At 70.9% G+C, this 13436-nt stretch carries 8 protein-coding genes and 1 pseudogene; 3 read left to right on the forward strand and 6 right to left on the reverse strand.

The window, feature by feature from the left end; translation table 11 throughout:
* Window positions 1-323: 323 nt before the first annotated feature.
* A complete protein-coding gene (locus tag MYF83_RS26720) occupies window positions 324-1673 on the reverse strand; it encodes a C40 family peptidase (protein ID WP_248963562.1) in 1350 nt (449 codons plus the stop codon).
* Window positions 1674-2203: 530 nt separating this feature from the next.
* On the opposite strand from MYF83_RS26720, the pseudogene MYF83_RS26725 reads away from it, so the two are divergent.
* Window positions 2204-2557, forward strand: a pseudogene (locus tag MYF83_RS26725) (response regulator transcription factor); the annotation flags it as partial.
* Window positions 2558-3070: 513 nt separating this feature from the next.
* Here the strand turns inward: MYF83_RS26725 and MYF83_RS43070 are convergent.
* Complete coding sequence (locus MYF83_RS43070) at window positions 3071-6076, reverse strand: helix-turn-helix transcriptional regulator (RefSeq protein WP_279340090.1); 3006 nt, start codon at window positions 6074-6076, stop codon at window positions 3071-3073.
* 300 nt (window positions 6077-6376) lie between these two features.
* Here MYF83_RS43070 and MYF83_RS26740 point away from each other — a divergent pair, with 300 nt between their 5' ends.
* Window positions 6377-7003, forward strand: a complete 627-nt coding sequence (locus MYF83_RS26740; protein WP_248963468.1) for a LysE family translocator — start codon at window positions 6377-6379, stop codon at window positions 7001-7003.
* Here the strand turns inward: MYF83_RS26740 and MYF83_RS26745 are convergent.
* Window positions 6949-7695, reverse strand: coding sequence for an alpha/beta fold hydrolase (locus tag MYF83_RS26745; RefSeq protein ID WP_248963469.1), 747 nt, complete (start codon window positions 7693-7695; stop codon window positions 6949-6951). The genes MYF83_RS26740 and MYF83_RS26745 overlap by 55 nt on opposite strands.
* 85 nt (window positions 7696-7780) lie before the next feature.
* Between MYF83_RS26745 and MYF83_RS26750 the strand changes: the two genes are divergently transcribed.
* Window positions 7781-8374: a TetR/AcrR family transcriptional regulator gene (locus tag MYF83_RS26750; RefSeq protein ID WP_248963470.1), complete on the forward strand. Its 594-nt coding sequence runs from the start codon at window positions 7781-7783 to the stop codon at window positions 8372-8374.
* A 9-nt stretch (window positions 8375-8383) separates the two neighbouring features.
* Here MYF83_RS26750 and MYF83_RS26755 read toward each other — a convergent pair whose 3' ends face one another.
* The 3 genes from MYF83_RS26755 to MYF83_RS43075 all read right to left on the reverse strand — a co-directional run bounded on the left by MYF83_RS26755 (window position 8384) and on the right by MYF83_RS43075 (window position 13370).
* Window positions 8384-8947 carry a YbhB/YbcL family Raf kinase inhibitor-like protein gene (locus tag MYF83_RS26755; protein ID WP_248963563.1) on the reverse strand — a complete coding sequence of 188 codons (564 nt, stop codon included), beginning with the start codon at window positions 8945-8947 and terminating at the stop codon, window positions 8384-8386.
* A 108-nt stretch (window positions 8948-9055) separates the two neighbouring features.
* Window positions 9056-10474, reverse strand: coding sequence for a glycoside hydrolase family 16 protein (locus MYF83_RS26760; RefSeq protein ID WP_248963471.1), 1419 nt, complete (start codon window positions 10472-10474; stop codon window positions 9056-9058).
* Window positions 10475-10550: 76 nt separating this feature from the next.
* A complete protein-coding gene (locus MYF83_RS43075; RefSeq protein WP_279340091.1) occupies window positions 10551-13370 on the reverse strand; it encodes a glycosyl hydrolase in 2820 nt (939 codons plus the stop codon).
* Between the last annotated feature and the right edge of the window lie 66 nt (window positions 13371-13436).

Here is a 13436-nt window from a genome sequence, read left to right on the forward strand (position 1 = left end):
CGCCCAGCCAACCCCACCCCGCCAACTCGCCACCGGACAGATCCACCCCCACCCCGCCAACTCGCCACCGGACAGATCCGCCAGCGCTGCCCACCATCAGTCGAACCCGTATCCGCCGCCGGTCGGCCCACCGCCCCCGCCCTGGCCGTCGATGCCGGTCGGCGGGTCCGGTTGGGTGCCGGAGGTAGAGCCGGCCGCGAGGATGGTGGGCGGCCGGCTCTACGGCTGGTGTGACGGCCCACCCTGCAGGGCGAGTTCGGCTTGCCGTGCGATGCCGGGCACTGCTCGGCCGGGGCTATGCGCTCATGATCGCCGTGAAGAGCTCACTTGCCTGGTCGGATCGCTCCTCGGTAGCGCGCTCGGTAGTAGGTGGAGTGGGCGAAGTCGACCTTGCGTACGACATCGCCGGTCTTGGGGGCGTGGACCATCACGCCGTCCTTCAGGTAGACGCCCACGTGAGTCGGGTCCCCGTTGCCGCCGCCGAAGAAGACGAGATCGCCTGCCTGGAGCTGCGAGAAGGGGATCTTGGTTCCCTTGGCGAACTGGCTGCCGGTGTAGTGCGGAAGGGAGACTCCTGCCCGGCCCCAGGCATAGAGGGCCAGCCCAGAGCAGTCGAACCCGCCGCCTGTGGCCCCCGCCTGAGACCCTCCGCCCCAGACGTACGGCGTCCCAAGCTGACGAAGTGCCGCGCTCGCGGCGATCGCCCCAGAGCCCGCCTGCCCCGATTGAGTTCCCGAACGGGCCTTCCTGCCGGCCGTCCCAGAGACCGCCTGGCCCGAATGAGTTCCCGAACGCGCCTTCCCGTCGCTCGTCCCAGAGACCGCCTGGCCGGACCGCCCCTGCCGGTCATTCGCCCCGGAAGCCGACTGGTCCGATGCCTCCTGCCCTCTGTTCCGCCCGGAGGCCGGCCGGCCCGCGCCGGTTCTGGAGCGCTTCCTTCCGCCGTTCGCCTCGGAGCCTGTTCCAGTCGATGGGGCTCCTGAGCGGGCCTGGGGAGCAGAGCCGGTAGCACCTCGCCGGTGAGGCTGGGCTCTTCGCTCCTCTGGAACCTGCCCTACAGGTTCTTGGTGATCGGTCTGGGACGCGTGGTCGTCGGCGTGATGCCGGACCTCGGAAGAGGTCTCCGGGCGCCGCTCAGGCCCGGTCACGGTCGCCGGCTGATGGATTCGGACAGGGGCCTCGTCGTCCTCCCGCCGGGGGCCCTGGCCGGTCTCGAAGTCGTGCGCCGGCCATGTCCACACGCGGGCGCCGGGCGTGCCGTACGGGTCGACCTGATGGTGGGGCGACCATCGGTCCTCAGAGGAGGGGTGCGGAGAGATCGGTTGCGAGGAGGTCGGGGAAAGGTCGTGGCTGGAAGGGCGGCGGGGGCCGGCTCTGCCCGTGTCTTCGCATACGGCGACGACGGGGGCGAGTTCGAGCAACGCCTTGATGGGGCTGTCAGGGGCCGATATGGCGCTCGACCATCGCCGGATGAGTTCCTCGGGCAGCTTCGCGGGGACGGTGCCGAGCCACCTGCGAAGTGCCGTGTCGGACCAGCGAGGCACCCCTCTCTCAACTTCAGCACCTGGGAGCCGGCGAACCTGCGCGCATCGGCTGAGGTGCGGGCCTGGAACGCCCTCGCCGGCACCTCCGGAAAGGGCCGCCCCGGTTACAAGGACGGTGGTGACGAGCATCGTGATCACGGATGCCCTCCTTGGGCTCGATGAAGAATCGAGGCCCCAGAATCATTCGGGCAGGAGGGGGGCCTTTGCGCCGAACGGGATTCTGTGGACAAGTCTGAACTGTGGATGAGCGAGCGGGGCGGCACGGAAGGGGCTTGACCTGCGGAAAGGAAGGAGATTCTCGACGTGCGGCTTCCGGCTGTGGATAAGGCGAGCCATGGAAAGCCGCCGCAGAGGACGGAAAGGCGGTAGGCGGCCCGGTACAGGTGAGTCGCCACCACACTCGCCGCTGTGATCAGGAGGCGGTCTCCGCCTCAGGGGTCGACGGAACAGCCGTGAAGGGGCTCGTCCGTACAGCGGCAGCGAGGATCATATGGACAGCGGTGGCGCGTTGGGTCTGGCTAGGCGCGCCCAATCGGGCCCGCAGGTTCCGGGGCCTGAGGGGGACCATATTGGCGACAGCTCGGCGAACTTACGGGAAAACCTCGCGGGAGCTGTCCTCAAGAGTTAGCCTCGCGGCCGTGGACGAGGTTCTGGGACGCGTGCTGGTTGTGGACGACGACGAGGTTATCCGGCAGCTCATCGCCGTGAATCTCAGCCTGGAGGGTTTCCAGGTGGAGACGGCGACCGACGGTCAGGACTGCCTCGATCGGGTGGCATCCGTCCAACCGGATGTGATCACGCTGGATGTGATGATGCCGCGTCTGGACGGCTGGATGACGGCGACGAGGCTTCGCGCCGACGAGAGCATGAACCACATCAAGATCATGATGATCACGGCCAGGGCTCAGGAAGACGACAAGAAGCGAGGCCTCGGCATCGGCGTCGACGCCTATCTCACCAAGCCGTTCGATCCGGCCGAGCTGATCCAGATGGTGCGCGACCTCGCGCCGGCCGCTGACAGCACCAGCAGCGCCGAAGGATCCGACATCGGCGCCGGCACAGGCACTGGGGCGGATGCGCACACCAGCACCGGGGAAGCTTGATCCGCATGCGCCCGTAGGGTCGGTCCTAGGACCACCCCGGCATCCGTCGGCGACCATCCGTCCGCCCGACTCCCACTGGTACGGCGTCCACGAACGTGCCCCGGGTCGCCCCACATACGGCGGCGCCGACAACTCCGTACACCTTCTCGCCGCCGCGGCCGCCGAACGCTCAAACGCCATACCAGGGTGAGGAGAGCGGAGCCACCGGGCCAGGCATACACGGACCAGACCGAAGCCACGCCGCGGGCGCCGGTGCTGCGCGAGATCCACAGGTACGGCCCGCAGAGGACCCCCGTCTGCCTACGCCGAGCTGCGCGGCAACGGCTTCACCAGCTGCGACTGCGGCCAAGGCATGCGCGACGAGACCAAAGCCACCCGGCCTAGGTGTGTGGTCAACGCAGGATGTCTTCCGGGAATGAGGGGTTAGGGCAGGAGGCCTTCTTGGTGGGCGTATGCGGCGGCTTGGGTGCGGGATGAGACGCCGAGCTTGGCGAGGATGTTCGAGACGTGCACGCTCACGGTCTTGTTGGAGATGAAGAGCCGTTCCGCGATCTCGCGGTTGGAGAGGCCGACAGCGACCAGGGCGAGCACCTCCTGCTCCCGGCCGGTCAGCGTGATGGCGGGGCCGTCGGCGTTCGGTGGCGAGAGCGGGGAGGAGAGGGAGAGCGGTGAGGACGATCCGGACGTGGGCGGAAAGTCGGAAGCGCCCGAGGAAGCGGGGTGACCCGAGGAAGCAGGGGGACCCGACGACGAAGGGTGGTTCGGCGGGGTGGGGAAGCGGGCTCTGCGGCCGAGCTCGGTGAGGGCGCGGAGGAGAGGCGCGGCATTCAGGGCCTTGGCCGTCGCCACGGCCTGCCGCCACTCCTTGAGAGCCTCCTCGCGGTCACCGGTCGCCAGCAGCGCCTCGGCGAGACGCCGGCGCGACCGCGCCACCTCGTAGACGGAACCGAAGTCGAACGCGTCGACCACGACCCTCCACACCGCAGGGTCGGGCCTTCCATGGACGCGGTGCCATTCGGCTTCCGCTCTGGCCAGCCAGGCCCGCCCCTCGACGCCCAGCTCACCCCGGGTACCGGAGCCCGGCCCGACGGTCGCCGCGCCGCGCGCCCGGCGCAGCAGGTCGTCCGCTTTCTGCAGGTCACCGGAGCGGGGACCGCCCTGCCCGAGCTCCGCGAGCGCCCATAGCCCGGTGGCGCAGATGCGGATCAGGCCCGGGTCGAAGAGCTCCATGGCCTCGACGACCGCGTCGATGTGCTCCATCGCGGACCGCGGGTCGCCGTTCCACAGGTCGTGCTCGGCGGCGAGCCCGCGCACGATGTAGGTCACCAGCTGGTCGCTCCAGAAGGGCTTCAGCCAGGCCAGTCGTTCTTCCACGATCGGATCGCCACGAGCCACCTCGACGAACAGCGCGTAGCCCGACAGCCGCGCCTCGGCGAGCCTGCCCACCCGCACCGCGAACCCGGCCGCGAGCTCGCTCGCCTGCTCCCACTCTCCGGCCACGTAGTGGATGAGCAGCCGCAGGAAGCGCAGATCGGTGCCGAACAGGCTCCACGAGAGGCCGGTGTCGCGCGCCAGCCCCACCCCCCGGTCGGCGGTGACGGCGGCGTCGGCCAGCCGGCCGCGCTCGTACTGCACCCGGGCGTGGTTGTAGATCGCTCTGAGGTCGATGGAGAGGTCTCCGGAACGGATGGCGGCGGCGACGGCAAGAAGCTCCTCCGCCCTCTCGGCGTGGCCGCCGATGTCCGCGACGGAGGCCAGAGTGATCAACGCGCTGGACTCGGCGTCGTGCACACCCGCCGCGCGGGCGCTCTCCAGCGCCTGGCGGGCCAGATCCTCGACCTCGTCGTGCCGGGAGGTCCAGAGCAGGGCCCGCGCATACGTCGCGAGCGCCCTCGCGAGGACGCAAAGGGCGGGATCGCCCGCGTCAGCGCCCGGACCGCCGGTCGCCTCGGTGGCGAGATGCACCGCTGTCTTGGCCGCCTCGATGGCTCCGGCTTCGTCGCCCGCGTCGATGAGGTAGTACGCGAGCCGTTCCCACAGCTCCGCCGCCTGGTCCTCCGTGGCCAGGAGCTCGCGCATCTGCACGATGGCGCGGTGGGTGTCGCCGCTCTCTTCGGCCGCTGCGGCGGACAGCAACGCCAGCCTGACCTGCTGGATGCCGGCCACCCGCTCAGCGTCCGGAACCCTGTGCCACAGCGCCAGGGCCTGGTCGTAGTGGCTGTGGGCCTCGACGGGTGCGCCCAGGCGGTCGGCCCGCCGGCCGGCCTCCACGGACGTGGCCAGGGCACCGGGCAGGTCATGACTGGCGAGGTAGTGATAGGCGAGCTCGGCGGGAGACTCGAGCAGGCGGGTGAACCGGCTGTGCAGCCGGGTGCGCTCACCGGGGAGCAGGTCGGTGTAGACGGCTTCCTGGAGGAGGGCGTGCCGGAACGCGTAGCCGTAGTCTCCGTCGGGGAGCAGCAGCCCGCGCGAGACGATCTCGCGCATGGCCTCCTCCAGCTCGGCGTCGTCGAGGTCTGCGACCTTCTGGAGCAGATCGTGGTCGACGCGCCGGCCGGCGACCGCCGCCGCGCGGAGCACCCGCTGGGCGGGCTCGGAGAGCCGTTCGACCCGAGCCAGAAGCAGGTTGGCCACGTTGTACGGCAGGCCCTCGGCCGCCAGGAGCTCCTCAGCGTAGAACGGGTTGCCCTCGGCGCGTTCGATGATGTCGCCGATCACCTTCGCGTCGGCACCGCCGAGCGCCACGAGATGGTCGGACATCTCACCGGTGCCGAGCGGGCCGAGCCGCAGGGCGGTCACCGAGGGGAGCCGCTGAAGCTCGGCGAGGAGGGGCCGGAGAGGGTGACGCCGGTGCAGGTCGTCGGTGCGGTAGGTGCCGACGAGGCAGACCCGCTCGCGCTGGAGCATGCGGCTGAGGAAGACCAGCAGGTCACGGGTGGATCTGTCGGCCCAGTGGAGGTCCTCGAGCACGAAGATGACCGGTCTCGCCGTCGCCAGCTCGGCCAGGAGGTCGAGTGTCGAGCCGAACAGCTGCTGCTGGGCGAGACCTGAACCGGACTCCGGGCGGGAGTCGAACGACGACCCGGGCACCAGCCGGCGCAGCATGGGCCGGGCTTCGATCGCCTGGAGGAGGTCGGGGTCGTCGGCGGCCCCGCGGAGGGCGTCGGTGAGGGGAAGGTAGGGCAGCGCGTCACCCAGCTCGGCGCACTGCCCGCTCAGCACGGCGAAGCCCTGCGCACGCGCCAGGTCGACGAGCTCGGCCACCAGGCGGGTCTTGCCGATGCCGGCGTCACCACCGATGATGCCCACCCCGGCCTGCCCCACCGCGGCGGCGCTGAGAACGCCGACCAGGCGGTCGAGCTCACTCGATCGCCCCACAAGAGCGCTGGACGCCTCCCGCCACACCACGTTCGGGAGTATGCCACGCATGGCCGACAGAGCGACGTGCCCAGCCCATGCCGCCCCGCCCTGGACGAGCGCCACGGCGGACGAGGGAAGGGAGCGCTGCGGCGGACGGGGAGGTGAGCGCTACTGCGGGTGGAGGAAGGGGACGTGGTGAAGGTGGGTGGATGTGGTGAAGGTGAGCGGACATGGTGAAGGTGGGTGGACATGGTGAAGGTGGGTGGACGTGGTGAAGGTGGGTGGAGGGCGGGGCAGGGGGTTTGGACTATGAGGTCGGGGTGATTATGGCCCTCTTTGTCTGGTCCGATGAGGGCTAGGGTCGGCGGTATGGTCTCCCCCTCTACGCTTCTTGTCTTCTCGCTCGCCGCGATGGTGCTGGTGATCGTCCCGGGTCCGAACCACCTCTACATCACCGCGCGGGGCATCGCCCAGGGACGGGCGGCCGCGGTGGCGTCGGCCGTCGGGGTGGAGACGGGGACGCTGGTGCACATCGCGGCGGCGGCCGCCGGGCTCTCGTACCTGATCGCGAGGTCGGCGGCGGCGTTCACCGCCGTCAAGTGGGCGGGCGCCGCGTATCTCGTCTACCTCGGCGTCCGTACGCTGATCGGCAAGCAGGAGGCGTCGACGCGGGAGGCGGTCGGCCAGCCGCTCCGCAGGGTGTTCCTCGAGGGCGTGGTCGTCAACGTGCTGAACCCCAAGGTGATCCTCTTCTTCCTCGCGTTCCTCCCCCAGTTCGTGAGGCCGGAGGCCGGGTCGCCCGCGCTGCAGATCGTGGTGCTCGGCGTGACCCTGCTGCTGCTCGGCCTGGTCGGCGACATGGTCTACGCGGTGGGCGCCGGCACGCTGGGCCGCCGGCTGCGCGGGAGGCAGCGGCCGCTCAGGTACATCAGCGGATGCGTCTATCTCGGGCTCGGCGTCGCCACCGCCCTGGCGGGGAGCGGCCGGTCCCGCTGATCGGCGAGGCAGGCGAGGTCCTCGACGAGGCGTGCCATCCGGGCGGGGTGGGCGAGCACGGTCAGGTGGTTGCGGCCGGGCATCAGGAGCAGCCGCCCGTCACGGCAGGCGCGGAGGAACGCGCGCTCGTGGCGGCGGAACGGGTCGCGGGATCCGTTGACGAGCCAGACCCGTCCCGGATACGCGGCCAGGTCGGACAGTGGGTCGCGGGCGGTGACGGCCTCCACCACCGAGGGCATGACCTCGCAGGTGAATCCGCCCGCGATGACGGCGTCTCCGGGTGGCCCGGGGAGGGCGCGGTGGAAGGCGTAGGCGCTCAGCCGGCCGGCGAGGTCGGGGTGACGTGCTGCGAGCGAGGCGGCGAAGCGGTAGAGGCCGGCGTTGACCCCGTCGGGCTTGGTCGTGCACCCCATGGCGACGAGGCCGGCGACGCGTTCGGGGAAGCGGGCGGCGGTGGCGATGCCGACGTATCCGCCGAGTGACAGGCCGACGAGCAGCGCCCGGCCGCCCAGCCTGTCGACGGCGGCGGCGACGGTGTCGGCGGCGGACTCCAGGGTGAAGGGTTCGCCGCGCCGGGTGCCGTGTCCGGGCAGGTCAGGGGCTTCGGACGGCCGGTCCAGGTGGGACCTGACCGGTCCCCACATGGTGCCGCCGACCCGGATGCCGTGGATGAACACGACCGGTGAACTCATGATCGCCTCCCTTCGAACACAACGCAACGTTGCGTTGTGCTCTCATTGAACCCCACGCAACGGTGCGTTGCAATATGCTCGGCGCATGGCATCGGACGGCGGCCCTCGCAGGAAACAGGAGATCTTCCAGGCGACACTGGAGTCGCTGGCGGAGAAGGGGTACGAAGGCCTCACGATCGAGGGCGTGGCCGAGCGGTCGGGGGTCAACAAGACGACGATCTACCGCTGGTGGCCCTCCAAGGCTGCGCTCCTGGGGGACGCGCTGGTCGAAGCACGGCTCCTCGACTTCACAGTCCCCGACACCGGAAGCCTGCGAGGTGACCTGAAAGCCCTGCTCAGAGGCACTGCGGCCCTACTGGCGACGCCTCCGGCCTCGGACGTCGCGGTGGCCGCGCTCGGCGCCGCGGCGCATAATCCCGAGCTGGCGGCGCAGGCCGAGCGCTTCTTCTCCGACCGGTTCGCCCGCGAGTCTCCGATCTTCGAACGGGCGGCGCACAGAGGTGAGCTCCGCGCCGGAGCGGAGCCCATGATGATCGTGGACATGCTCGCCGGGGCCGTGTGGCTGCGCGCCGTCTTCCGGCGCCTTCCGATCGACGACGACTTCACCGATCGGGTCGTCGACCTGCTCCTCGACGGATCGGCCGCGCCCGGCCCGCCGCCGGCCGGAGTGGAACCCTGAAGCCGGAGATCACCTCGCCCAGGTGCCGACCGTCTCGCCGGTGGCGATCGCGGCGTCCTTGATCTTCACGTGCGCCTCCTGCGGGTCGCCGCTCACCTGGATCGGCTCGCCCAGCGCGTACACGATGAAGTGGTAGTGGTGCACGCCGCTCGGCGGGCACGGACCGGCGTACGCGGCCTTGCCGCCGCTGCCGGGCAGCACCTTGCCCTCCGTCGCGCCCTCGCTCAGGCCGGTCTTCGAGGCGGGGATGCCGGTCACGATCCAGTGGATGTACGAGCCGCCCGGCGCGTCGGGATCGTCCACGACGATGGCCAGCTCGCGGGCCTTGGACGGAACGCCGCTCCAGGCCAGCGGGGGCGAGACGTCCTCGCCTCCCTGCGCCGCGCAGGCGTGCTTCTTGGGGATGGCGGCCCCGTGGCCGAACGCCGGGCTGCTGACAGAGAGGCCCGACGCGGGCGACTCGCTCCCGGCCGACGCCCCTGCTGCCGGATTGCCTCCGGCCGACTCGCCCTCGGCGGAGCATCCGGCCGTCAGGGCCGTCGCGGCCGCGAGGAGCAGGCCGAAGCAGACCATACCCACCTTGCCGATCTTCATCGGTCCAGGATAGCCAGGCCACCCGCCTGAACCCGGGAAATCGGTACGGCTCGCGCCCAGGCGGGGCGCGAGCCGTACCGGCGGGAGTCAGTTGCCGAAGGTGAACCAGTTGAGGTTGACGTAGTCGGCCGGCTGGCCGCTGGAGAAGGTGATGTAAACGGTGTGGGTGCCGGTGACGCCGCTGATGTTGGCCGGCACGGTGCGCCAGCTCTGCCAGCCACCGGTGTTCCCGAGGGCGAAGTCACCGATGGGCGCGGCGGTGAGGCTGTCCAGGCGCACCTGGACCAGGCCGCTGACCCCTCCCGCGGCGCCGGAGGCGACACGCGCCCTGAACTGCGTGGCGGCCGAGGAGCCGAAGTTCACCCCGTCATAGCGGAGCCAGTCGCCGTTGGCGATGTGCGACACGTTCTGGCCGGCGCCGCTGTCGGTGGTGGTCTCCAGCTGGGTGCCGGACTGCGCCTGGTAGTTCTCCGCCTGGATCGTCGAGCGGGCGTCGACGCCGCCGGGGGGCGGTGAGGTCGGCGGAGGCGAGGTCGGCGGCGGTGTCGATCCTCCGCCGCTCTGCCAGACCGCCACGTAGTCGACCACCATGGGACGTCCGGACACGGTGGCCGCCGTCGGGGTGGACCCGCCGAGCGCGTTGGGGAAGGCGCCGCCCATGGCCACGTTGAGCAGCAGGAAGTAGCCCGCGTGGCCCGTCATGTTGTTCCAGGTGCCCGCGTCCAGCTGGCTCTGGCTGACGCTGTGGAACTGCTGCCCGTCGACGTACCAGCGCAGTTGGTTGGGGGTGACCGATCTGTCCCACTCGAACCGGTAGGTGTGCATGGCCGACTGGCAGCTCGACCCCGGGCAGGCGCGGTTGTTGGCGATGCCGGTGGTCTCGTTGCACGGGCCGCCGGGGTTCACCCCGCAGTGGAGCACGCCCCACACGGAGTTGAGCCCGTTGACGTTCTCCATGATGTCGAACTCGCCGATGCTGGGCCAGTTCTGGTAGTTGCCCCGGTAGGGCGCGCCCAGCGCCCAGAACGCGGGCCAGTAGCCGAGCGCCGCGTCACCGGTGACGTTGGGCATCTGGATCCGGCCCTCAATCCGCAGGACGGTTCCGGCCGCCGGCTTGAAGTCGGTGCGCCGCGTCTCGATGCGGGCGGAGGTCCACTCCGACCCGCTCTTGATAGGCGTGATGCGCAGGTTGCCCCCACCGTCGAGGCTGACGTTGGCGGGGTTGGCGGTGTAGTTCTGGATCTCTCCGGTGCCCCAGTTGCCCGGGCCGCCCGGGTAGCTGTGTCCGGTGTCGATGATCCAGTTGGACGACGAGGGCGGCGAGCCGGCGGAGCCGTTGAAGTCGTCGCTCCACACCAGGCTCCAGCCGCTCGGCGTGGCCGGCACGGAGGCGCCGGCCGGCCCGCCGGTGACGGTCATGGCGATCAGCGGGAGGACCGCCGCGCCCGCGGCGGCCAGCAGCGCGCGGAGCCGTGAGCGGCCTCTCGCCGGTGGATCGGTGGACATGCCCATGATGATCCTCATCTCTCGGGGACAGATCACACGTGCGTGTTCGAGGGGCGGGGGGAAGGAAGGCAGGTGGTCAGCGGAACGGGAGGGTCAGCACGGAACGGTTGCCGACCCCCAGCGAGCTGGGGTTGGCGCCGATGGCGCTCCAGACCTCGACCTTCACCCGGCCGCCGGCGAGGTTGCCGAGCGTGCCAGTCGAGGAGGCCAGGCCCGACGCCTGGGTGTAGTGCTCCCAGCCGGGGACCGGATCGGTGGCGAAGTACCGGTAGGTCTCCACCCGGTCGTAGGTGCCGTCCCCCGTCAGGTCGTACGACACGCGGGCCTGCACGCCGTTGGCCACCGCGGTTCCCGCGTCCAGGAGCAGGTCGAAGGAGGTCCCGGCGCCGGTGTAGGACATGGTGAGGCCGGTCGCGGTGTAGACGAGCGGGTTGTACGGCGTGCCGTCGTGGTTGGTGCCGCCGGCCGAGGAGACGGTGTCGGATCCGGCCGTGCCGGCGGCCGCTGACAGGCCGCCTCCGGTCAGCAGGTACAGAGTCGGAGAACCCGGCGTCGGGGTCGGGGTCGGCGTGGGGGTGGGCGTCGGCGTGGGGGTGGGCGTCGGCGTGGGGGTGGGGGTCGGGCCCCCGGCGCTGGTGGAGGTGGACCCGGCCGGGACGTCCAGCCGCTTGCCGTCCGAGAAGGCGACGGTCCGCCCGGACGTTCCGAAGTTGTGCGCGACGTAGGTGCGCGTGCCGTTCAGGCTGAAGACGGCGGCCGTCGGGGTGTCGGCGGTGACCGCGGCGTCGACCGTTCCGAGCTTGGCCAGGTTGTAGATCCAGTGATAGGCGTGCGCCTTGGAGTCGCCGGACTCCGGGTCGTAGGAGTTGCCGCCCGCGTCCCAGTCGGCCTTGGCGGCTGCGGGGTCGCCGAGCGCGCGGTACTGCCAGATGATGTCGCGCCATTCGACGGCCGGCCCGCCGTTCTCGGCCTCCATCTCCGCCAGCCCTGTCCTGACCTTGCTCTGGTAGAGGCCCTGGTACAGCGAGCCGCCGGTGATGGGCAGGTAGTTGATCCCGTGGATCTCCTCGGGGTTGCCGGTCCACCAGGTGGCGTGGGCGGCGCCGTCGCCCCAGACCATTCCGGCCGTGCCGGGGCCGAAGCCGGGTGGGAACACCGCGTCGTCCACGTCGAACCAGTACTGCCCGATGGTGGCCGCCTGGGTGGTGTAGAGGTAGATGCCCAGGTCGCGCAGGGCGGGGTCGCCGGTGGCCGCGCCCAGCAGCAGGGCTCCGGCGGCGAAGTTCATCGCCTCGGAGGAGGATTCCTCGTTGTTGCCGGCGGCGAAGCCCTGGTGACCGGAGGCCCAGCCGTTGCCCGCGTAGGGGTCGAAGTTGCGCAGGAAGGGGAAGCGCGTGTCGGCGCGGTCCCAGTTGTTCGCGTCCTTGGCCAGCAGCTTGGCCATGCCGCCCCACTGGCCGTCGGCGGCCCATGCCCGGTCGTACCGCGCCACGGTGGCGGCCGCCATCAGGTAGTAGCCGTAGTGGAAGTGGTGGTCGTTGACCTCGGTGTCGCTGCCGTACGAGGCGGGGTAGCCGGTGAGGATGCCCCATGCGCCGTCGTAGCGGAACTGTTCGCCGCCCACGGTGAACCAGCTCTGCAGTTCGGCCTTGAGCAGGGCGAGGAGCTTGTCGCGCGAGGCGGTGTCGCCGAGTTGCTCGGCGATGGGCACCAGTTGCGCGAGCCGCCCGAGGGCCTTGCCGGTCCAGTAGGTGTCGGCGGCGGACTTCCACGGGTCGGCCGCGTCGGCCTCCTGCTTGACCAGCGCGCCGAGGCGGGCACGGTCGTAGGCTCCGAGGTCGGGCAGGGACGGCAGGACGCCGTGGAAGGTCTGCCGGGTGGTGAACGAGGCGCCCTCACGCAGCTTCATCGTGCCGCGGGGCGAGGCGTAGGTGTAGGCGGTGAGCGGGTCGGAGGTGGCCTGCCACTGGTGCCGGTAGAGCGCCATGAGCGTGCCGGTCTGCGTGCCTTCCTTCGCGCTGGTCGTCGCGGTGTAGCTGGTCGTGAGCCGGGCGGCGGCCTCGTCGTAGGACCAGCTCACCGTGGTGCCGGTGACGAAGGAGTAAGCGTACTTGGCGAACAGGTCGAGGGCTCCGCGCGCGGGCAGGGCGGCGACGCTGAGGTAGTTCTTGCCGCCGAGGGCGACGGTGGCGGCCGTGCCGGTGAGGCTCCAGTCGGTTCCGGTGGGCGCGAAGAGGGCGTAGTCGTGCCCGTTGACCGTGGCGCCCAGCACGTTGCCCCGGTCGGCCCAGATGGTGGGGGTGGCGACGAAGTCGACGCGCGCGTCTCCCCCGCTGGGGGTGGCGTAGACGAAGGGCAGCCCGTGGCCGATGGTGGCGCGCAGCGTGCGGGCTCCGTCGGACCAGTAGGGGGTGACCGTCCAGTCGGACCAGCCGTCGACCTGGGTCTTCGGCGCGTTGAGGCCGGTCACGCCGAGGGTCAGGTCGCGGGCGTGGTTGTAGTCGTACTGCGTCGCGGACATGGTGGGCGTGGCCGGGTAGCCGACCTCCAGGCCGCCCGCCACGGCGTGGAACGTCAGCGGGTGGGCGTACATGTTCTCGGAGTAGGGGTTGCCCGCGTAGCGCTGGAAGGCCAGCGAGGACCACCAGTCGTTGGTCGGGACCTTGGCGGTGACGGCGGAGGTGGTCTTCGGCGTCACGGGCGCGCCGTCGCTGTTGGCCGGGCCCGAGGCGCCGGTGGGCAGGTCGGTCGTGTAGCCGCCAGCGCCCACGGTGACGGTGGCGGCGCCGGCCGGGGTGGCGGGCACGGTGACGAGGAGGCCGGCGAGCAGAGTGGTGACGGCCAGTGCGGCGGACCGTCGCCTCGATGGGGGGTTCCAGGGCAGATCGAAGGTCATGCGGAGAGGCTTTCGTCGTGGGGGGTGAACCGGCTTGCTCGTGTTGAGGCAGTGACCGGCGACAGC

Origin of the sequence: Sphaerisporangium perillae, from assembly GCF_023276435.1 — a bacterium.
In the GTDB taxonomy this organism is placed as follows: Bacteria; Actinomycetota; Actinomycetes; order Streptosporangiales; family Streptosporangiaceae; genus Sphaerisporangium; species Sphaerisporangium perillae.